The organism is Porticoccus sp. (assembly GCF_965660005.1).
Taxonomy (GTDB): domain Bacteria; phylum Pseudomonadota; class Gammaproteobacteria; order Pseudomonadales; family Porticoccaceae; genus Porticoccus.
Genome location: NZ_CBFHYF010000032.1, coordinates 1 through 20290 on the forward strand (window position 1 = coordinate 1; position 20290 = coordinate 20290).

The 20290-nt window shown below is 49.6% G+C and carries 18 protein-coding genes; 11 read left to right on the forward strand and 7 right to left on the reverse strand.

Features of this window, described 5'->3' with window-relative positions; translation table 11 throughout:
- A partial coding sequence (gene mltF / locus ACTF5G_RS07550; RefSeq protein ID WP_438952212.1) for a membrane-bound lytic murein transglycosylase MltF occupies positions 1 to 1230 on the reverse strand: 1230 nt, incomplete at its 3' end.
- A gap of 259 nt (positions 1231 to 1489) precedes the next feature.
- Between mltF and purL the strand changes: the two genes are divergently transcribed.
- A complete protein-coding gene (gene purL, locus ACTF5G_RS07555; RefSeq protein WP_438952229.1) occupies positions 1490 to 5356 on the forward strand; it encodes a phosphoribosylformylglycinamidine synthase in 3867 nt (1288 codons plus the stop codon).
- Between the two features lie 56 nt (positions 5357 to 5412).
- Here purL and ACTF5G_RS07560 read toward each other — a convergent pair whose 3' ends face one another.
- Together ACTF5G_RS07560 and ACTF5G_RS07565 are read right to left on the reverse strand one after the other, a co-directional pair.
- Positions 5413 to 5718: a c-type cytochrome gene (locus tag ACTF5G_RS07560; RefSeq protein WP_438952213.1), complete on the reverse strand. Its 306-nt coding sequence runs from the start codon at positions 5716 to 5718 to the stop codon at positions 5413 to 5415.
- A 46-nt stretch (positions 5719 to 5764) separates the two neighbouring features.
- Positions 5765 to 6805, reverse strand: coding sequence for a COX15/CtaA family protein (locus tag ACTF5G_RS07565; RefSeq protein ID WP_438952214.1), 1041 nt, complete (start codon positions 6803 to 6805; stop codon positions 5765 to 5767).
- A gap of 276 nt (positions 6806 to 7081) precedes the next feature.
- On the opposite strand from ACTF5G_RS07565, the gene ACTF5G_RS07570 reads away from it, so the two are divergent.
- On the forward strand, positions 7082 to 7867 hold the full coding sequence (locus tag ACTF5G_RS07570) for an alpha/beta fold hydrolase (protein ID WP_438952215.1): 786 nt from the start codon (positions 7082 to 7084) through the stop codon (positions 7865 to 7867).
- On the opposite strand, the gene ACTF5G_RS07575 is transcribed toward ACTF5G_RS07570, so the two are convergent.
- Positions 7851 to 8681 carry a patatin-like phospholipase family protein gene (locus ACTF5G_RS07575; protein ID WP_438952216.1) on the reverse strand — a complete coding sequence of 277 codons (831 nt, stop codon included), beginning with the start codon at positions 8679 to 8681 and terminating at the stop codon, positions 7851 to 7853. The two genes, ACTF5G_RS07570 and ACTF5G_RS07575, sit on opposite strands and share 17 nt — an antisense overlap.
- 104 nt (positions 8682 to 8785) lie before the next feature.
- On the opposite strand from ACTF5G_RS07575, the gene ung reads away from it, so the two are divergent.
- On the forward strand, positions 8786 to 9493 hold the full coding sequence (gene ung / locus ACTF5G_RS07580; protein ID WP_438952217.1) for a uracil-DNA glycosylase: 708 nt from the start codon (positions 8786 to 8788) through the stop codon (positions 9491 to 9493).
- On the opposite strand, the gene ACTF5G_RS07585 is transcribed toward ung, so the two are convergent.
- Positions 9490 to 9909 carry a hypothetical protein gene (locus ACTF5G_RS07585; RefSeq protein WP_438952218.1) on the reverse strand — a complete coding sequence of 140 codons (420 nt, stop codon included), beginning with the start codon at positions 9907 to 9909 and terminating at the stop codon, positions 9490 to 9492. The genes ung and ACTF5G_RS07585 overlap by 4 nt on opposite strands.
- 56 nt (positions 9910 to 9965) lie before the next feature.
- Positions 9966 to 10955: a CAF17-like 4Fe-4S cluster assembly/insertion protein YgfZ gene (gene ygfZ, locus ACTF5G_RS07590; RefSeq protein WP_438952219.1), complete on the reverse strand. Its 990-nt coding sequence runs from the start codon at positions 10953 to 10955 to the stop codon at positions 9966 to 9968.
- Between the two features lie 102 nt (positions 10956 to 11057).
- On the opposite strand from ygfZ, the gene ACTF5G_RS07595 reads away from it, so the two are divergent.
- Positions 11058 to 11303, forward strand: a complete 246-nt coding sequence (locus ACTF5G_RS07595; RefSeq protein WP_438952220.1) for a succinate dehydrogenase assembly factor 2 — start codon at positions 11058 to 11060, stop codon at positions 11301 to 11303.
- A gap of 386 nt (positions 11304 to 11689) precedes the next feature.
- On the opposite strand, the gene nadB is transcribed toward ACTF5G_RS07595, so the two are convergent.
- Positions 11690 to 13312 carry an L-aspartate oxidase gene (gene nadB, locus ACTF5G_RS07600; RefSeq protein WP_438952221.1) on the reverse strand — a complete coding sequence of 541 codons (1623 nt, stop codon included), beginning with the start codon at positions 13310 to 13312 and terminating at the stop codon, positions 11690 to 11692.
- Positions 13313 to 13474: 162 nt separating this feature from the next.
- On the opposite strand from nadB, the gene rpoE reads away from it, so the two are divergent.
- From rpoE to lepB, 7 genes are all read left to right on the forward strand, one after another.
- Positions 13475 to 14059, forward strand: a complete 585-nt coding sequence (rpoE, locus tag ACTF5G_RS07605) for an RNA polymerase sigma factor RpoE (RefSeq protein WP_438952222.1) — start codon at positions 13475 to 13477, stop codon at positions 14057 to 14059.
- A 161-nt stretch (positions 14060 to 14220) separates the two neighbouring features.
- Positions 14221 to 14883, forward strand: coding sequence for a sigma-E factor negative regulatory protein (locus ACTF5G_RS07610; RefSeq protein ID WP_438952223.1), 663 nt, complete (start codon positions 14221 to 14223; stop codon positions 14881 to 14883).
- Positions 14884 to 14941: 58 nt separating this feature from the next.
- Entirely contained in the window at positions 14942 to 15862 is a 921-nt protein-coding gene (locus ACTF5G_RS07615) for a MucB/RseB C-terminal domain-containing protein (RefSeq protein ID WP_438952224.1), read from the forward strand.
- 60 nt (positions 15863 to 15922) lie between these two features.
- Entirely contained in the window at positions 15923 to 16387 is a 465-nt protein-coding gene (locus ACTF5G_RS07620) for a SoxR reducing system RseC family protein (protein ID WP_438952225.1), read from the forward strand.
- A gap of 54 nt (positions 16388 to 16441) precedes the next feature.
- Positions 16442 to 17512 carry a S1C family serine protease gene (locus ACTF5G_RS07625; protein WP_438952226.1) on the forward strand — a complete coding sequence of 357 codons (1071 nt, stop codon included), beginning with the start codon at positions 16442 to 16444 and terminating at the stop codon, positions 17510 to 17512.
- 189 nt (positions 17513 to 17701) lie between these two features.
- Positions 17702 to 19501, forward strand: coding sequence for a translation elongation factor 4 (lepA, locus tag ACTF5G_RS07630; RefSeq protein ID WP_438952227.1), 1800 nt, complete (start codon positions 17702 to 17704; stop codon positions 19499 to 19501).
- A 9-nt stretch (positions 19502 to 19510) separates the two neighbouring features.
- Positions 19511 to 20263 (forward strand): signal peptidase I, encoded by a 753-nt coding sequence (gene lepB, locus ACTF5G_RS07635; RefSeq protein ID WP_438952228.1) that lies wholly within the window; start codon positions 19511 to 19513, stop codon positions 20261 to 20263.
- Positions 20264 to 20290 lie beyond the last annotated feature (27 nt).

Below are 20290 nucleotides of genomic sequence, written 5' to 3' on the forward strand. Positions count from 1 at the left end.
CCAGAGGTCAGGATTTCTGCCCGCTCTTTGAGTCAATACCCTTGCATCTTCAAGGTGCCCCAACCCTACGTTGTATGCCGCCATGGCAAACCAGGTTCGGTCCGGCTCTGTGATACCTTCAGGAATACGGGATTTGGTCTTGAGAAAATAGCGGACACCACCGTCAAGGCTCTGCCTGGGCTCAAGACGATCTTCTATGCCCATTTCATCAGCGGTTGGCAGCGTTAACATCATCAACCCGCGAACCCCGGTAGGGGATGTTGCCTTGTGATCCCAGTGTGATTCCTGATAGGCGATGGCTGCCAGAAGTTGCCAGTCAATATTATATTCCTGTGCCACTTCCTGAAACATTCCAAGGTAATCGGGGAGTCGGCTGCTGACTCGTTTCATAAAGAGTTGCGAGCCGGCAAAATTAAATTCATTGGCTTGAATCAGTGTGCGTTTTTTTAATCGATCCAGATCCCCTGATGCTTCATATTGATCGAGAAAACGGTTTGCTGCTTCCAGCAGGCTATCATCGCCGTGACCGGGAAAAGCCCAGGCAATCGGTTGTGGGTCAGAAATATCAAAAGCGCCGCGAGCTCGCGGGTAAATACCCCTGTCCACCAGAAAGGAGATTGAATCCACAATGGCATATTCCACTTCACCGGAATCTACCATGGCCATCAAGTCCAGCATTTCCAGACCGGGTGCCTCACGCCACTCAAGTGACGGGAGTTCACCCTTCAATTCCTTCAATCGTTCGCTGTGTGAGCTCTGCGGAATAACCAGCAGTTGTCCTCCTGACAAGTCCCCGATATTTCTTGGTTTTTTGGAGCCATTTCTATAGATCAGCTTCTGTGTGACCTCATAGTAGGGCCTGCTGAAACGAAGTGTTTTCAGGCGTTGGGGGGTAACCGTTAGACCCGCCGCGGCCATACCGCCCAGTGGCCCACCGATAGCAACGATAATACCGCTGACGGATTCCCTGGGGGTTACCTTGAGTTCAACACCCAGGTGTTCGGCAAAAGCCCTGGCAAGCCAGTATTCAAAGCCGCCTTCGCCCTTGGCATTTTGAAAGTAGGTGGTTGATCCCATCAGGGTGACTATGCGCAATTCACCCTGATTGACCACTTCTTCGAGGCTGGTTGGTGCACGGCTGGTGGTGAGTGTTAGTGCAAATAAAAAAAGCAACAGGCCGTACAGGATGCGTTTTGTGGTTTTTTTCAGATGAAAATAGAAACCCAACACCTATATACCCAATGTGCCACGCACTGTCAGAAAGGCCTGCGGCCCGGTGAGTATTGTCGCTATGCAATAAATCCTGCCAAGAACAGGTTTCGTGCGTTATTGATTGTACTTCAGAGCGAAGCCTAGGTTAGTGATGGAGCCCTCATGGTTCAACCATTTTCTGTGCTTGGTGCTGGATCAGAATCTCTCCATGACGATCAAAGGGCAATTCCAGTACAATGTGCCCCCTCCGGAATGGCCCCAGACGAGTTACTTGAGCATGCAGATTTTTCCCGGTAATCCCGTACTTTCTAGTTTCAGACAACGCCAGTTGCTGGCGTCGCTTCAGTCAATCGATCCTGCTGTGGAATCCGTTTATGCGGAATATGTGCACTTTGCGGAATTGGTTTCGACGTTGAGCGAAGCCGAGCGCTTAACATTGACCTCATTACTAGATTATGGCCCGAATATCCCGCCAGAGAACACAGACGGTGAGCTGATACTGGTGACCCCCCGGGCTGGAACCATCTCCCCCTGGTCCAGCAAGGCCACGGATATCCTCCGAAACGTTGGTGTGAAGTCCGTTAGACGAATAGAGCGCGGCGTCGCCTACTATTTGAGGGGCAACATCCATCCCGACTCAAGAACAGTACTGGCTGAGGCTCTCCACGATCGTATGGTGGAAATGGTGTCTTTTGATCTGGCAGCGGCAGATAGTTTGTTCCTCCACCACGAACCGGCTCCGGGCATTACCGTGCCCCTGTTGGCGGAAGGGCGGCATGCGTTATCTTGTGCCAATGTCTCATTGGGACTGGCCCTGGCCGACGATGAGATCGATTATCTGGTGAGTTGTTTCGAGACCCTGAAGCGGGATCCGACCGATGTCGAATTAATGATGTTCGCCCAGGCAAATTCCGAACACTGTCGCCATAAAATATTCAATGCCTCCTGGACCGTCAATGGTCAGGCGCAGGATAAATCGCTGTTTGCCATGATCAGAAACACTTATGAGAAATGTGGGGAAGGGGTGTTATCTGCCTATTCTGACAATGCTTCGGTAGTCGCTGGCAACAAGGCTGGTCGTTTTTTTCCGGATCCGGGCAGTAAAATCTACGGCTTTACGCAAGAGCCTGTTCACCTCCTGATGAAGGTGGAAACCCACAATCATCCGACAGCCATTGCCCCCTATGCCGGGGCCGGTACTGGTGCCGGTGGTGAAATACGGGATGAAGGTGCGGTGGGGCGGGGATCAAAACCCAAGGCAGGACTTACCGGATTTTCAGTTTCCAATCTCAATATCCCTACTTTTGACCGCCCATGGGAAACGGATTACGGCAAGCCTGACCGGATCAGCAGTGCACTGGATATTATGCTCGAGGGGCCCATCGGTAGTGCGGCTTTCAACAACGAGTATGGTCGCCCCAATCTTTGTGGTTATTTCCGCACTTTTGAGCAGGAGTTTAATGGTGAACGTCGCGGCTACCACAAACCTATTATGATCGCCGGTGGTTACGGCAATATTCGTGAAGATCATATTGAAAAGACGCCTTTTGAAAGTGGCTGTAAGCTGCTGGTTCTGGGCGGGCCGGCAATGTTGATCGGCCTTGGTGGCGGCGCCGCGTCATCCATGAATTCAGGCAGTAGCGCAGAAGACCTCGATTTTGCCTCGGTACAACGACAGAACCCGGAAATTGAGCGCCGTTGTCAGGAGGTTATCGATCAGTGCTGGCAGCGAGGCAGTGAAAATCCTATCGCATTCATTCACGATGTGGGCGCCGGTGGCCTGTCCAACGCCTTCCCGGAATTGGTTAAAGACGGTGGGTGTGGCGGTATATTTGAACTGCGCGACGTGCCCAATGATGAACCCGGCATGTCACCGTTAGCAATCTGGTGCAACGAAGCCCAGGAACGTTATGTGCTCGCCGTGAGACCTGAACAGCTGGGTAATTTTGAGGCGATTTGCCAGCGCGAACGCTGCCCCTACGCAGTGGTTGGTGAAGCCACTTCCGAAAAGCACTTGCTGCTGAATGACAGACACTTCTCCACGAAACCGGTGGACCTGCCCATGTCCGTGCTGTTCGGTAAGCCGCCAAAAATGCATCGCACAGCGGATAAACTGACGGTAAAACCGACTTTATTTGAACGTTCGGATATCGCCCTTGATGAGGCGATTGATCGCGTACTGACCCATCCGGCCGTGGCCAGCAAAAGTTTTCTTATCACCATCGGGGATCGCAGTGTCACCGGGATGGTGGTCAGGGACCAGATGGTCGGGCCATGCCAGGTTCCAGTCGCTGACTGTGCGGTGACCACGATCAGTTATGACAGCTATCAGGGTGAGGCGATGGCAATGGGTGAACGGTCACCTGTTGCACTGCTGGATGCGCCTGCATCGGGTCGGATGGCGGTTGGGGAGGCGATCACCAATATCGCTGCCGCCACCATTGACCGGCTCGCTGATGTCAGGCTGTCTGCCAACTGGATGTGTGCCGCAGGCCATCCCGGGGAGGATGAGAAATTGTTTCGCACCGTGCAGGCTATCGGTGAGGAACTCTGTCCAAAATTGGGGATTGCCATTCCGGTCGGCAAGGATTCCATGTCCATGCGGACTACCTGGGAAGATCGGGGGCAACAGAAATCTGTCACTGCGCCATTGTCGCTGATCATCTCTGCTTTTGCGCCGGTATCCGATGTCCGCAAAATTCTAACGCCTGAATTGCGCACCGATCTGGGCGAAACAGTGCTGATGTACATTGATCTCGGCGAAAACCACAATCGCCTCGGTGGGTCAGTGTTGGCCCAAACCTACAACCAATTTGGCGATCTTCCGGCAGATCTGGTGAGTCCGGAAAAACTTAAAGCCTTTTTCGACGCTATACAGTCCGCCAATCGAGGCGGTGAGCTGATCGCCTATCACGACCGGTCGGACGGCGGGTTGCTTGCCACATTGGTCGAGATGGCTTTTGCCGGCAATACAGGTCTCAAAATATGTCTCGATGAACAGCCAGGTGACGCGCTGTCGCTACTGTTTAGTGAAGAACTTGGGGCCGTCGTTCAGGTGGCAAGTAACAAGGCCTCTTCCTTCAGTCAACGCTTTGCCGGTCTCGGGATTCCGGTAAGCACCATAGCGGCAATCGATGAAACTGACAGTATCGAAATTTATGAGGATGGCGATTGCCTGTTCAGCTCCAGCCGCACAGAATTGCTGCGCCGTTGGAGTGAAACCAGTTATGAGATTCAATCGCGTCGAGACAATGAAGAATGTGCCCAACAGGATTTTGACGGGTTGTTTTTTGATAACCCCGGTTTGAGCACGTCTCTCAGCTACGATATTAACGAAGATATTGCCGCCCCTTATGTCAGTCGTGGAGTGCGACCTCCCGTGGCTATACTCAGGGAGCAGGGCGTAAATGGACAAATGGAAATGGCCGCTGCATTCGATCGGGCAGGTTTCGAAACGGTCGATGTGCACATGAGTGATATTCTTTCAGGCCGTGTTACTCTTGATAATTTCAAAGGATTGGCTGCCTGTGGTGGTTTTTCCTATGGCGACGTGCTCGGTGCAGGGGAGGGATGGGCAAAAACCGTGCTGTTCAACCCTCTGGCCCGTGCACAGTTCGAACAGTTCTTTCATCGATCTGACACGTTTACATTCGGTGTTTGCAATGGCTGTCAGATGTTATCAAATCTTAAATCGCTGATTCCTGGAGCCGATCACTGGCCCCGTTTTGTCAGGAATCTCTCGGAACAGTTTGAAGCCCGGTTTTCACTGGTTAGAGTGGAGAAATCAGCTTCGGTGCTTCTGGCAGATATGGCCGGCTCCTACATGCCTATTGCCATTGCCCATGGTGAGGGAAGAGTGGAATTTCCATCATCGGTCGATGCGGAAGCATTTGACAACTCGGGTGCCGTAGCCCTTCGGTTCCTCGACAACTTTCTGGAAATTGCTGAAACCTATCCAGCCAATCCCAATGGTTCACCGTGGGGTATAACCGGTATTACCAGCCAGGATGGACGTGCCACAATTATGATGCCTCATCCCGAGCGAGTTTTTCGCACGGTGACAAATTCGTGGCACTCGGATGACTGGCAGGAAGATGGGGCATGGCTTCGGTTGTTCCGCAATGCCAGACGGTTTGTCGACTGATATCTCCTCCGATCATAAAAAACCCGGCTTTAAGCCGGGTTTTTTATGATCTACGCTTAAAGACTGGCAAAATAGGCGGCCAAATCCAGAATATCCTGATCGGATAACGGTTTTGCCATACCGGACATCATCGGGTCAGCACGTGTACCATCCCGAAAATTTCTTAATTGTTTGGCTGTGTAGGCGGCTTTTTGGCCTGCCAGATTGGGCCACATGTCGTTGTTGCTGATGCCATTCGCACCGTGACAGCCGGCACAAGCCATGGCTTTGGTTTTGCCGGCTTCTATGTCGCCGGCAGCCATTGTCTGCCCTGTCGCAGTTGCCAGCACTAATGCCATGATGGTTCCAGTCAGTTTTTTCATTTGAACACTCCAGACTTGAGATATAAAAAGATAATAAAAAATACCATTAGTTCCCTAACCGATGGCTCACAAACAACACGCTACTGAATAACAGGATAGCGCCACCCTGGTGAGCCGCTGCCAAGGGTACCGGCATATGTAATACCAGGGTTGAAATGCCAAGTGTGACCTGTATCACCAACATCATCAGCATTAGCTTCGCCCCGAAGCGGGCTTCCGAGCGAAGCGTTTTCTGTTGCAGTAGCCGGAAGCCAAAATAAAAGATCAGCACTACCAGCAAGTAGGCAAACATCCGGTGATTGAATTGAATGGTTGTAATATCCTCAAACATGGCGAGCCAGAAAGGCTCTGTGCCATAAATGCCCGGTGGGATAAAGCTGTCACCCATTAAGGGGAAGGTAGGATAGGCATATCCTGCATCGGTGCCTGCAACAAAGCCCCCGGAAAGTATCATCAGAAAGACCAACCCCGAAAGGGCTATGGCGTAACGTCTGTATTTTGGTTCTGCCTGCTGGCTATTCTGCCCTGGTGGGTAGAACAAGCTAAAGGCCACCCAGATAATATAGCCGTAGATGATCACAGCATTGCCCAAATGCGCTGTAAGACGATATTGGCTGACGCTCGGGTTATCCACCAGGCCACTCTTGACCATATACCAGCCCAGCAAACCCTGCAGACCACCCAGTATAAACATGACCACAAGTTTCGGTGTCAATCCGGGTTTGATGCGGCGGCTAAAGTAAAAAAACAGGAAAGGTATCAGGAATATGACACCAATCAGCCTGCCGAGTATCCGGTGAGCATATTCGTAAAGGAAAATTTGTTTGAACTCGGGCAGGCTCATGCCGATGTTCACTTTCTGATATTCCGGATACTGCTTGTACTGGTCGAATGTCTGCTGCCATTCCTGTTCATTCAGGGGCGGAATGATGCCGCTAACGGGTGCCCATTCAACAATGGATAGCCCGGAACCTGTCAACCGGGTCACGCCGCCCAGTAAAATCATACCCAGAATAACGGCAGCACATAACACCAGCCAGGATGCGAGCTGTTTATCATATCGAGCCTGCAACTCCATAAGAAACATACCTTCCTTAACCTGTGGGAAGACCATTGACACGGATCTTTATGGGGGAGCCCCGACCCAGTGATGTATAAAGGTCTTCGGGGCAATAAAAACCGTTGGGCGACCACCTCTTAACAACGGCCCGCCAATACTACCAAATACAGACTGGCATTTCCGGCAAAAATATCCCTTGCGAGGTGTTTTTGGCCATTCATATCGGCTGATTCAGCATCTGTCCCTTGCTGAACAAAACCTAATCATGCAAAGTCTTTCGCATCAGATGAGGCGGAGACGAAAATGCAGCGGCAGATTATCGCTAATGATATCAAGATCGCCTACCTGGAGGAAGGGCAGGGTGACGTAATTATCTTTTTACATGGTCTGGGTGTCAGCAGCGGGGACTGGGCTGGTCAGATCAATTATTTCAGCAATCATTGGCGGGTCATTGCGCCGGACTTTCGGGGTCATGGAGACTCAGATAAACCCAGTGGTCCCTACGATGTATCTATTCATGCCCTCGATGTTCTCGGCTTGATGGGCCAGCTGGGCATTGACAGGGCTCATCTGGTTGGTTTGTCGATGGGGGGCATGGTCGCTTTTCAGATTGCAGCGGATGCGCCACAAAGGCTAAAAAGCATGACAATCATCAATTCTGGCCCCGCACTGCCGAACAATACCTTCGCCGCGAGAAAAATGCTCTGGACCCGATTACTGTCGATTCATTTGTTGGGTATGCATCGTTATGCCCGGAAAGTGGCCGAGAGTATGTTTCTAGGGCCGGGGCAGGAGGCATTAATCGACATTTTTGCGCGGCAAATTGCTTCAAACCCTAAAAAAGTTTACTTGAAGAATCTCAAGTCACTGTTTGGTTGGGGTGTTTTGGATCGTTTGAGCGATATTGAGGTGCCAACTCTAATGCTGACAGGTGATCGCGATTATTCCCCCGTCGCATTGAAACAGGCGGTGGTCGATGCGATGAAAAACGCCAGGTTGGTGGTTATTGCCGATTCAGGGCACGGTACGCCGATTGAAAAGCCAGTGGAGACCAATAAGGCCATAGCCTCTTTTATTGAAGCTGCTTGAGTTTCCGATTGAGTTTTTGCTTCAATTCACTTTTGGTCTTCGAGCCATTTTTCAGGATCAGGTTAGCCTTGTAAAACTCCAACATTCGGACATCCGGGACATGGGGTTCGATATAGATGTCCGGTGCTTCCTTGGCCAGCTTTTCCCGAATAATGCTTTTTTGCATAATCTGGTAGGTGTTGAAAACGGCTTCTGACAGGGATGGGAGTTTATTGGATACGGTGCGAGTGCCAATAACATCAACAGCAATCGTAACGTCACAGTCATCCGGCAACAGGTCAAATGGCACAGGGTTCACTGCGCCACCATCAATCAGTACCCGCCCGTCTATTGTAACTGGCTCAATGAGACCGGGCAGGGACATGCTGGCGCGAATCGCCGGAATCAGTGCGCCGGTTTCCAGAACAATCTGTTCTCGATGCCAAAAATCGGATGCCACAACCCTCAGTGGCGTTTCGAGCTCGGAAAACTGGGTGGCATGAACTGATTCAAACAGGTAGTTCAGGAGGTTCTCAACCCTTATCAGCCCACGGCCACGAAATTGCGGGCTAATGAAGTCCAGCCATTTGAATAAGTGTTTTTTGGTGACGATGTGCTTGAGTGATTCATTATCCCGAAGGCTGAATTGCAGAAAGATTTGCCTGATGTCACTGGTTGTCATACCAGCACAATACATGGCACCGATTAACGCACCGATACTGGTGCCAGTCATGAAACAGGGCTTGAGCCCCATCTCCTCCAGTGTCTCCAGTACCAGAAGATGGCTGATGCCTTTTGCACCCCCACCACCCAAGGCAAGGCCAATTTTGGTCATATTTGTTTCACTTGGTAGTTTATCGCGATAGTCGCTGGTTGATTTGAAATAAGAATTCCGGTTTATTACGTTGTCTGACCTCCCATCATAACCGGAATAAACCTGTGGCAGGAAACCAGCAAGTCAAGCTCCACTCCTCCTGGCTGGCCATACTTGAAGACCAATTCCAGTTGCCCTATATGGTCAAATTGAAACAGTTTCTGCAAGCCGAGAAACAGGCTGGTAAAACCATCTATCCTGCCGGCTCAAACTGGTTTGCGGCATTTGACAGCACACCGTTTGATCAGGTCAAAGTGGTTGTTATCGGACAGGACCCCTATCACGGCGAGAATCAGGCGCACGGTCTTTGTTTCTCGGTATTGCCGGGGGTTGCCATTCCTCCATCCCTGCGAAATATTTATCTGGAGTTGGAGCAGGACTGTGGTGTTCAGCCACCTGGACACGGCTGCTTGACAGATTGGGCTGCTCAGGGTGTGTTTCTGCTAAATGCGACATTGACCGTTGAAAAGGGTCATGCCGGGTCTCATCAGGGGCAGGGTTGGGAACAATTCACTGATCGGGTAATTCAATTGTTGAGTGATCAGCGTCGCGGATTGGTATTTATGTTATGGGGTAGTTATGCCCAGAAGAAGGGGGCTATGATCGATACTAACAAGCATTTGGTGCTCAGGGCGCCCCACCCGTCACCATTATCTGCTCACCGTGGTTTTCTGGGATGTGGCCATTTTTCAAAGGCCAATCAGTACCTCGAACTGCAAGGGGTAAAACCAGTGGATTGGCAGGTTCATGCAGTCACTCGGGACAAGGTTTAATACCTGTCCATCTTGAGAGGGGGTAAATTGCGCTTGGCTCTTAACCAATTCAGACCTTTTAGAACGGCAGAGTTGCTGACAATACGCTTTTCCAGTGTGTATTTACCGGGGTAATCCAGCAGCAGTAAACCAACGGCAATGGTCAGCAGGCCCTGCCCGGGCATGAACAACATCAAAAAACCACCACACAACAGCACTAATCCCAACAAGTTTTTCCCAACCAACAACAAAAAACGTATAACCGGGTGTCTTTGTTTTAATGCGGTTGTTTCACGATTTCGATAGAGAAAATAATCCTCCGGTATCATTGCCACCATCCATGGCAGCGCGAGCAGGCTCGCAATGAAGGTTATCAATGATGCAATGCTAAGCCATGTCAGTAGCAGCTGATGTTCAGATAACGAAGCCAGCATCATCTACCCCTCATTATATTCATAAATAAAATAAATATTATATTTTAATTATATGATTATTAAGTAATTTCGTACGGAAATGATAGTCTTTCAATAGCAGCGTACAACTGTAAGCCAATCATAAGCTCATCACTTTCTGCGGCTTCTTCAGTCAGCACAGCCAGCATCTCCAACTGCTCAGAATTGTAATGCGCTACCGATACAATATGTCCGACGGCTTGATGCTGACCCTTGAGATAACAGGGTGTGCCCGGCATTAAATGACCCGTTGCTGCAGCTATCCTGATTCGATACATGCGGCGTTTAAGCTTTCCCAGGTACTTCATACGCGCGACTACTTCCTGCCCTGTATAGCAACCTTTCTTGAAGCTGATTGCACCGATTGCCTGAAAATTGAGCATTTGCGGGACAAAGAGATCCGAAGTGGCGATTTCCACATGACCAATACCGGACTGGATATCCATAAGTTGCCAGAATTCAGTTCCTGCCGGTCTTGCCGTATCGAGTAGTGTGTCCCATACGGACGGTATTATGTTGGCGGAAACGATCAATATTTTTCTGCCGTCAATCAGCAGATACTGGTAGCTGATATCAGTCGGACTGATTTGCTCAGCAGATTTACCGGTAACCCCCAGTAAGCAAAGGTGTTCACTGACATCGGCGAGCTCAACCTTGAAAAATACGGCATATTTGTTCAACTCGCTGATCAGCGGAGTAGTCAGACTGTGGTGTAACTGGAGAAAGAAGCACTGTTCTTCAGCCCGAAACAGAATGAAACTGGCCAGCATACGGCCCTTGGGGTTACAGCGAGCCCCGGGAGTTGATTCGCCAATCGCCAAGTGGAACACGTCACAGGTAATCTGGCCCTGAAGAAATCGCGCTGCATCCGGGCCTTTTACCGAAATCAGATTCTGGTGGATGAGTGGGCTGACGATGTTCCCATCCTTGGCCAGCAACGCTGGAAAGTCAGCCGGTAATTCATTGAAATGTAAATGATTATCATCAACAGTAGCACTTTCGCCGGATAGGTATGTTTGCCAATCGTTCATGGTTTGTCCGATTAATGTGAATGTGACTTATCTTGGTGGTTATAAACACGCCCGTTCTATTATAATGGCTTACACCCCATATTGAGACAGAGGCGACTGCCGATGGAAAGAAACCGACTGTTCTGGGCGAGCCGACGCGGTATGCTGGAACTGGATTTGGTGTTGCAGCCCTTTCTGGACGAGATTTACCCCACCCTTGAAATGGAAGACAAGCAACGCTACCAAAAGCTTCTCGAGTGCGAAGATCAGGATATGTTTGGTTGGTTCCTGCGTCGGGAAACCCCTGAAGACCCTGACTTACAGAAAATCGTGCAGATTATTCGTGACTCAAGATCACGTCTCCGTTGAGATAGACCTGCACCGTTCGTTGTTCCATCTGGGTTGGATTCTGACAACCCATAGCCTTTTTCTGTGCCCTTTGATAATTCTGCCAACGCCCGTCTGGGCAAAGAGTTTAACGATTATTCTGGTATTAATGGCTGGTGCAAACGTATGCAGGGGTTGGTATATACATCCTGTTAGCCAACTAGCCTTGTTTGATGGCAATTGGCAGTTGCGCCACGATGACCAGAAGGAGGAGTTTGTTTTACAAAACTTTTTCCGGCTGGGCCGAATATTATTGCTTCGATTTCACAATCCGCAGCGGCGTTACTTTGTTTTGGTGCTACCTGATAGTACGTCGCCAGCCAACCTGCGCAGAATTCATGTAATGCTGCAGTCGGGTTAGGCCCTAATCAACGCTTGCTAACAATGAAGTTTTGTCCGGCAAAGTTGATCGGCACCATGATGGTATCCTTGGCAATTGAGGACAGTTCCGGGTAATCAAGCGTGTAATGCAAACCGCGACTTTCTTTTCGTTGCTCTGCAGAGCGAATAATGAGCTCTGCCACCAGAACCAGATTGCGCAGCTCCAGCAAATCCCGGCTAATTTTGTAGTTGCTATAGTATTCATGGATTTCTTTTTGCAGCAGTGCAATCCGATGATGTGCCCTCGCCAGTCGCTTTCTGGTTCTGACAATACCTACGTAGTCCCACATAAACCGGCGCAACTCATCCCAGTTATGCGCGATGACAACATCTTCGTCAGAATAAGTAACACGACTCTCATCCCAGGGTCTCGCCTTGTCTGGCCCCGGAATCATCTCAATGCTTTCGCGAATGGCGTTGGCGGCGGATTGCCCGTACACCACACATTCGACCAATGAATTGCTGGCCATGCGGTTCGCCCCATGTAGGCCCGTAAAAGCAGTCTCGCCAACGGCGTACAGATTCCACAGATCAGTCTGACCTTTGTTGTTTACGACGATACCGCCACAGGTATAGTGGGCCGCTGGGACTACAGGGATGGCTTCTTCTGTGATATCGATCCCATACATCAGGCACTGCGACATGACTGTGGGAAAATGGCTCTTCAGAAAATCCCTGGGTCGATGGGATATATCAAGATAGACACAGTCACTGCCGATCCGCTTCATTTCAAAGTCAATGGCTCGGGCAACGATGTCCCTGGGTGCCAATTCGGCCTTCGGGTGAAATTTATCCATAAAACGCTCACCGTTGGCCAGCGTCAGGTAGGCGCCCTCGCCACGCAGGGCTTCGGTAATCAGAAAGGCCTTGGCATTGGGGTGATAGAGACAGGTCGGATGAAACTGATTGAACTCCATGTTGGCCACCCGGCAACCGCGTCGCCAGGCTACAGCAATACCGTCACCGGTAGCACCGTCAGGGTTTGTGGAGTAGAGGTAGGCTCTGCTCGCACCGCCGGTTGCCAGTACAACAACTTTCGCCTGAAAGACACGGACATAATCTTGTTCGTTATCCAGAATGTAGGCGCCTGTGCAACGCATCCGACTGGATCCTTTATCGGCCTGGGTGATCAGGTCAACAACCACGTGATTTGGAAAAATCTGGATATTGGTGTGTTGAAGAACCTTGTCTGCCAAAGAGGAGGAAACCTCCTTTCCTGTGGCATCTGCAGTATGCAGAATTCGCCGATAACTGTGTCCACCTTCCCGTGTTAAATGGTATCCGGCATTACCCTCGTTGCGTGTGAACTGAACACCCTGTTCGACCAACCAGCGGATTGCATCCGGACCCTTTTCAACGGTGAATCTGACGGCATCTTCGTGGCACAGCCCTGCACCAGCTTCCAGGGTGTCTGCAACATGGGATTCGACAGAGTCTTCGCTATCAAAAACGGCGGCAATACCTCCTTGTGCGTACCAGGTGGATCCGGACTGAATGGCACTTTTACTGACCAATGCAATTCGATATTTATGAGCCAGTGCAAGTGCTACAGTCATTCCTGCAGCACCACTGCCAATCACCAGCACATCATGACTCAGGGGGTTTTTCATTAACTGTCTAAAGTCCTCGAAACCAGTGTCGGGCATGATAGTATAGCGAGCCAAAAATAAATACAGACCCTGGAATCACCCCATAATCCGGTGAGTTTATTGTAAGTTGGCGTCCTGAAAGGCAATGATAGCCAAGCGATTTGGGGGATTATCGGAGCGACTATGGATACCGAGCAGGCAAAAGATACCGACAAGCTACTCGTCGCTCGTGTTCAAAAAGGCGACAAGCGCGCTTTTGACCTGCTGGTCATGAAATATCAGTACAAGGTCCATGCGATTGTCAGTCGTTATGTGAAAGATTTCGATGAGGTTAACGACGTCGTTCAGGAAGCTTTCATCAAAGCTTATCGGGCGCTGGCCAAGTTTCGTGGTGAAAGTGCTTTTTATACCTGGCTGTATCGCATCGCCGTCAATACTGCAAAAAACTATCTGGTGGCACGGAATCGGCGTCCACCCGCCACTGACGTTGATGCTGAAGAAGCTGCCTTTTTTGAGGGCAGCGAGAGACTCTGTGACATTGATTCACCCGAGAATCTGCTCTACCGCGATGAGCTTGAGGCGGTAGTGGATTTAGCGATAAAAAATCTTCCGGAAGATTTGCGTACTGCGGTAACTTTAAGGGAATTTGAGGGTCTGAAGTATGAAGAAATTGCCGAGGTGATGGGATGCCCGGTAGGCACCGTCAGATCCCGGATTTTTCGAGCAAGAGAAGCTATAGACGAAAAAATTCGGCTACTTGAAGGCTGACACCACTGGCAATGAACTTTTTTTGCCTACAGGTTGTCAGAAAATAGATGATTCGTTAATAGCTGCATGGGTGCTATTCCCGGAATAAATATTGGTTTAAAACAGTTTATGGCCTAGCATGCTGTGGCATGCTCACTATATTAGCTTTGAGGTGGTTCCATATGACCCGTAGCAATGATCGCGAAAAAGAGTCCCTGTCGGCATTGATGGATGGCCAAGCCGATGAGCTGGAAACCCACCGTGCATTGAAAAGCATTTCAGAAAACCACCAATCCCGTGATGCCTGGCGGCGCTACCAGTTGGCAGCTGCCGCCATGAGAAGAGACCTTCCAGAGCAAGTGATTGACTACTCTTCAGTTGTGAGAGCGGCTCTGGAAGATGAAAAGCCATTAAATGTAAATACATTGGCTTTGCGTGTGTTCAAGCCCCTTGGTCGTTTTGCAATAGCCGCCTCGGTTGCGACAGTAGCTATCATAGGCTACCAGCAATACAACAATTCCCCCCAAATTGACCAGCCTGCCGTTGTTGTGTCCAGTAGTGCTGATGACAGGTTTGTTCCCTCTCAGCTAAGAACCTCTGCTGACTTTGGCATACCTTCAGTTACTGCACGGACAGTTAGTGTCAGCAACAACCCTGAAAGTTACCGGGCCAGCCAGGCTCAGCCGGTAATTGTGGTATATCAGGCAACAGAACCTGAGGTAACTCGTGAACAGGTACAGGCTTACCTCAATAGTTTGATGATAGAGCATACTGGCCACGCCGCGATGAATACGAATCAGGGTATGCTGCCGCATGCCCGCATGCCCGCCACGCACGACCAGTAATTTACAGGAAATCATGTCAATCCCCAGGCGTTTTGCGGCTATATGCGCACTCCTTATAATGGCGTCACCGCTAGTAGCTGCTGATACTGCTTCGGCGGCCACCATTCTGTCGCAAATGGCAGACGCCAATCGCAAGCTCGACTACAGCGGGATATTTACCTACGAGCACGGCGGCATTCTCAGAACTATCAAGGTTTTTCATTCCGTGAAGGAGGGCCAGGAATTTGAGCGTCTTTTTTTGCTAAGTGGCCCCAAAAGGGAGGTTGTTCGTCAAAGCGGAAAACGTCAATGTGAGCGCTTGGGAGACCTTATGCTAAGGAGTTCTGCCGCAGCCGTAGCCTCTGTTCCCAGAGGCCATCTCGAAAAACTTTATCACGTCTATCCCAAGAGCGAAGACCGAATAGCCGGTCGTAAAGCGCTGATTGTTCATGTTATGCCAAAAGACAACTATCGTTACGGATACATACTCGGCCTCGATCATGAGACAGGTCTGTTGCTCCAGTCAATGCTGATTGGCGACAGTAATCGTGTTCTGGAAAGATTTCAGTTTGCCGACATCGAAATTGGTGTACCGATTGATAGTGCATTGCTGAATCCTTCTGAACCTGAAGCACATAAGGTGACTTCAAAAATTTCTACTTGCCTGAATAATATAGAGTCATCGGTATCCTCATCGAAGTGGCAGCAATCCTGGCTTCCGCCCGGATTCGGATTGGCTGGATACCAAAAATCTGATGAATCCGGTCGTGAGACACTGATATACACTGATGGTCTGGCAATTTTTTCGGTGTTCATCGATAGCAGTGAATCCGTTGATATTCCCCAAATGCAGGCTCAGCGTGGCGCAACAGTTGCATACCTCACCAGATCAAATATGAAGGAGCAGGGCTTTTTAATTTCTGTGGTCGGCGAAATACCGGTTGAAACTGCCCGAGCCGTTGCCCATGCCGTAATACCGGTTCAAAACAACTTTCAGTAACATCGGTTTATCGATTTCACACGTAACAAAAACTCATAATATTGCAGGTGTCAAACTGAAGTGATCGAAGAAAGCGGTAGAATTACCACTGTGGAGTCAGACAGCTTTTGGGTTGAGACGATTCAACGCTCGGCATGTCAAGTGTGCGTAGCAGAAAAAGGTTGCGGGCAAAAACTCCTTAATCGGCTTTCCGGTAAAACAGCGCTTATCAGGGTGCTACCCGGCAACTGTGATTTGCAGTCACTTAAAGCGCATGAACAAGTCCTGATCGGTATTCCCGAAGATGTTGTTGTTAAAGGTACGCTTCTGGTCTACCTTCTCCCATTGTTGTCTATGATTGGGGCTGTTCTCATTGGCGCCTTCGTGATCTCTCTACATGACAGCATTGTTCTGGCGAGTGCATTGATGGGCTTTCTTTTTGGCGGGCTTATAGTCAGAGCCCATTCCTGGCTCAATAAAAATAATCGTCGAGTCCAACCTGTGTTACTGGCGAGGCTAGTGGAATCCAGCGAGCGCAATACCTGATTAAGATTTTGCGTCTCTCAGCAGGGGCGGCTTGCATATAAAAAGAGGGAGCGTATGTTTAAGTGGTTTTCTTTGTTGGCATTGCTTTTGGTGGCGATCTATATCGGCCAGTCTAACCGGCAGGATTTACCCGATTTCAATGAATTAATTGAAACGGCCTCTCCCGCGGTGGTCAAAATTGACTCGGTTCAAAAAATCACTGGGGCAGGTATGTCCCAGATGAATGAGCGTGATATACCTGACATCTTCCGCGAGCCCCATCAGGGTGGCGGGGCAGGGGAGGCACATGCGACAGGTTCAGGTTTTATCATTTCCAGTGATGGGTATGTCCTCACCAATGAGCATGTGGTCGAAAACGCTCACGAGGTAGTCATTAAATTAATAGATCGCCGCGAATTTGAGGCAAAGGTGATCGGCATAGACCTTCGCTCGGATTTGGCGTTACTCAAAATTGATGCCCAGAACCTGCCGAAAATTGAGTTTGCCGATTCTGACAGGGTGAAAGTGGGTGACTGGGCTCTGGCAATAGGTTCGCCTTTCGGCCTTGATTACTCGGTAAGTGCCGGTATTATCAGTGCGATTGGTCGCAGTATACCCACCAAAAACGGCGACAACTACGTGCCATTTATCCAAAGCGATGTGGCGATTAATCCAGGAAATTCTGGTGGCCCCTTGCTTAATCTGGCGGGTGAGGTGGTGGGTATAAATTCCCAAATATTCACTCACTCCGGAGGATCGATAGGCCTGTCGTTTGCTGTTCCCTCAGGGGTGGCAGTAGATGTGATTTCACAGCTGAAGTCGAAGGGGCGTGTAGATCGTGGCTGGCTTGGTGTCTATGTTCAGGAAGTTGACAAATCTCTGGCCCGATCATCCGGGCTAACAAAAACCCAAGGTGCACTCGTTGCCCAGGTCGAAGCAGGCAGTCCGGCTGCGGTTGCCGGGATGCAGGCCGGCGATATTATCCTGTACTTTGATGATGAAGAAATCATTGAATCAGGAGATCTCCCGCATGTGGTTGGTTTGTTGCCGCCTGGTAGCCAAACCAAAGCTCAATTGATCCGGGGGAAAGAGAAGAAAACGCTTGATGTGATCGTCGGCACTCTGCCTGATGGCCTGATCCCCTGACTGACCAATATTTGTCAATTCGACACCAAACAAAACCAGGTTTTTTGCTCACCTGTGAATGCATGGCGACTTTCCTGCTCTTTTACCCGTGAGGAGCAGTACTCATAGCGTACGAACAGCAAATACGCTAGACTGCACGGCCTAAAATTAACCCTCCAGCCTCACTGGCTGCAAACAGATTGAATCGCTGTGTCTGACCTTAGTCATATCCGAAACTTCTCTATTATCGCTCATATCGATCACGGTAAATCCACCATCGCCGATCGTTTCATTCAGATCTGCGGTGGGTTGACGGCTCGTGAAATGGCTGAGCAGGTTCTCGACTCCATGGACATTGAGCGAGAACGGGGTATAACGATCAAAGCCCAAAGCGTTACACTTGATTATCACGCCAGAGATGGCAAGACTTATCAGCTCAATTTCATTGATACTCCCGGGCATGTGGATTTTTCCTATGAAGTGTCGCGTTCCCTGGCAGCCTGCGAAGGCGCGTTATTGGTCGTCGATGCGGGGCAGGGCGTTGAAGCCCAATCTGTTGCCAATTGCTACACTGCCATTGCTCAGGGACTGGAGGTTATCCCTATTCTGAATAAAATGGATTTACCTCAGGCTGAACCAGAAAAGGTTATTGCCGAGATAGAGGATATTATTGGTATAGATGCCCATGATGCGGTGCGTTGCAGCGCAAAAACAGGCTTGGGTATTGAGGACATACTGGAACAACTGGTGGCTAAAGTCCCCGCACCGACAGGTGATCTGGACGCACCATTGCAAGCGCTTATCATTGATTCCTGGTTTGACAATTACCTTGGCGTGGTTTCCTTGGTACGTGTTAACCAGGGCGCTTTGAGAGTGAAAGAAAAAGTTATTGCCAAATCTATTGGCAAAGCTCATGTGGTGGATAATATTGGCGTTTTCACGCCCAAGCGAAAAGATACCGGCGTTCTTAAAGCGGGTGAAGTGGGTTTTGTGGTAGCGGGGATTAAAGATATTCATGGCGCCCCGGTAGGCGACACGTTCACTCATAGCAATACCCCGAATACCCCGGCAATGCCGGGCTTCCAGCGTATCAAGCCCCAGGTTTATGCGGGGATGTTCCCGATCAGCTCCGATGATTTTGAAGATTTTCGTGAAGCCCTGGCAAAGCTGACTCTGAATGATGCTTCATTATTTTATGAACCGGAAAGCTCAGATGCGCTGGGTTTTGGCTTCCGCTGCGGTTTCTTGGGCATGCTGCACATGGAAATCATACAGGAGCGCCTGGAACGGGAGTATAACCTCGACCTCATTACCACTGCACCGACCGTCGTTTATGAGATAGTAAAAACTGACGGTACAGTCCTGCATATATCGAACCCTTCAGACTTGCCAGATCCGGCCAGTATCGAAGAAATGCGTGAACCCCTTTGTGAAGCCAATATTCTTGTCCCAAAAGATTATCTGGGCAATGTCATTACACTTTGTGAGCAAAAACGTGGCACCCAAAAAAGTATGGTCTTTGCCACTAGCCAGGTATCACTTACCTACGAATTACCCATGAGCGAAGTCGTTATGGATTTTTTCGACCGTCTAAAATCGGTAAGCCGCGGATTTGCATCACTGGATTATGCTTTTACACGCTTCCAGGCCGCACCTTTGGTCAGGTTGGATGTACTGATCAATAACGAAAAAGTGGATGCACTGGCTTCAATTATTCATCGTCAACATTCACAGTACAAAGGTCGTCAACTGACAGAGAAAATGAAAGAGTTGATTCCCCGCCAAATGTTTGATGTGGCTATTCAGGCGGCCATTGGTGGCCATGTGATTGCCCGAACCACAGTAAAGGCACTTAGAAAGAATGTCACCGCCAAATGTTATGGTGGCGATATGACTCGTAAGAAAAAACTACTGGAAAAGCAGAAAGAAGGTAAAAAACGGATGAAGCAGGTAGGTAGTGTGGAAATACCTCAGGAAGCATTCCTGGCAGTTCTGAAAACGGATAATTGAGGCCACTGAATGGATATTAATTTCCCGCTAATCTTATTGTTTCTGGTGGTCATTTCGGGAGTGATATGGTCTTTTGATCGCTTTGTGCTGTCCAAAAAGCGCAGCAAAGATGAACCTGTCCCTGGTTGGATTGAATACAGTGGATCTTTTTTTCCCGTACTTCTACTGGTTTTTGTGCTCCGCTCATTTCTCTTTGAACCGTTCCAGATCCCTTCTGGATCCATGATACCTACGTTGAAAGTTGGTGACTTTATTCTGGTCAACAAATTCACATACGGCATCAGGCTGCCTGTCATTGGCACCAAAATCATACCGATTAATGAGCCCATGCGTGGAGATGTCATGGTGTTCTTCCCCCCTGAGGATGATCGCTACTTTATTAAAAGGGTGGTTGGACTCCCGGGTGATGAGATCCGATTGCGAGATAATATTTTGTATATCAATGGGTTGCTGTCAAACCAGGTGTCCCTGCCCGAATCTGCAGAAGACTCAAGATTTGAGCTGGTTTCCGAAGATCTCAACGGCGTCGTACATAGTGTGCAAAAGAATAAAATAGCTGGACCACTCGGTAAAAACTACGTCATAACCGTTCCGGACAACCATTACTTTATGATGGGTGACAATCGTGACAACAGTAGTGACAGCCGTGTATGGGGCCCGGTGCCGGAGGAAAATATTGTCGGCAAGGCGGTGTTAATCTGGATGTATTGGGAATCATTTGGTGAATTGCCAAGTTTCGACCGGACTGGGAAAATCAACTAACATCAGCGGTTAGACATTCGGAGCCAA

Excerpts from the sequence above, each read along its gene's own strand:
- purL (WP_438952229.1), top strand. The coding sequence starts at position 1,490 with ATGCAGATTTTTCCCGGTAATCCCGTACTTTCTAGTTTCAGACAACGC.
- ACTF5G_RS07560 (WP_438952213.1), bottom strand. The coding sequence starts at position 5,718 with ATGAAAAAACTGACTGGAACCATCATGGCATTAGTGCTGGCAACTGCG.
- ACTF5G_RS07565 (WP_438952214.1), bottom strand. The coding sequence starts at position 6,805 with ATGTTTCTTATGGAGTTGCAGGCTCGATATGATAAACAGCTCGCATCC.
- ACTF5G_RS07570 (WP_438952215.1), top strand. The coding sequence starts at position 7,082 with ATGCAGCGGCAGATTATCGCTAATGATATCAAGATCGCCTACCTGGAG.
- ACTF5G_RS07575 (WP_438952216.1), bottom strand. The coding sequence starts at position 8,681 with ATGACCAAAATTGGCCTTGCCTTGGGTGGTGGGGGTGCAAAAGGCATC.
- ACTF5G_RS07585 (WP_438952218.1), bottom strand. The coding sequence starts at position 9,909 with ATGATGCTGGCTTCGTTATCTGAACATCAGCTGCTACTGACATGGCTT.
- ygfZ (WP_438952219.1), bottom strand. The coding sequence starts at position 10,955 with ATGAACGATTGGCAAACATACCTATCCGGCGAAAGTGCTACTGTTGAT.
- ACTF5G_RS07595 (WP_438952220.1), top strand. The coding sequence starts at position 11,058 with ATGGAAAGAAACCGACTGTTCTGGGCGAGCCGACGCGGTATGCTGGAA.
- nadB (WP_438952221.1), bottom strand. The coding sequence starts at position 13,312 with ATGAAAAACCCCCTGAGTCATGATGTGCTGGTGATTGGCAGTGGTGCT.
- rpoE (WP_438952222.1), top strand. The coding sequence starts at position 13,475 with ATGGATACCGAGCAGGCAAAAGATACCGACAAGCTACTCGTCGCTCGT.
- ACTF5G_RS07610 (WP_438952223.1), top strand. The coding sequence starts at position 14,221 with ATGACCCGTAGCAATGATCGCGAAAAAGAGTCCCTGTCGGCATTGATG.
- ACTF5G_RS07615 (WP_438952224.1), top strand. The coding sequence starts at position 14,942 with ATGGCGTCACCGCTAGTAGCTGCTGATACTGCTTCGGCGGCCACCATT.
- ACTF5G_RS07625 (WP_438952226.1), top strand. The coding sequence starts at position 16,442 with ATGTTTAAGTGGTTTTCTTTGTTGGCATTGCTTTTGGTGGCGATCTAT.
- lepB (WP_438952228.1), top strand. The coding sequence starts at position 19,511 with ATGGATATTAATTTCCCGCTAATCTTATTGTTTCTGGTGGTCATTTCG.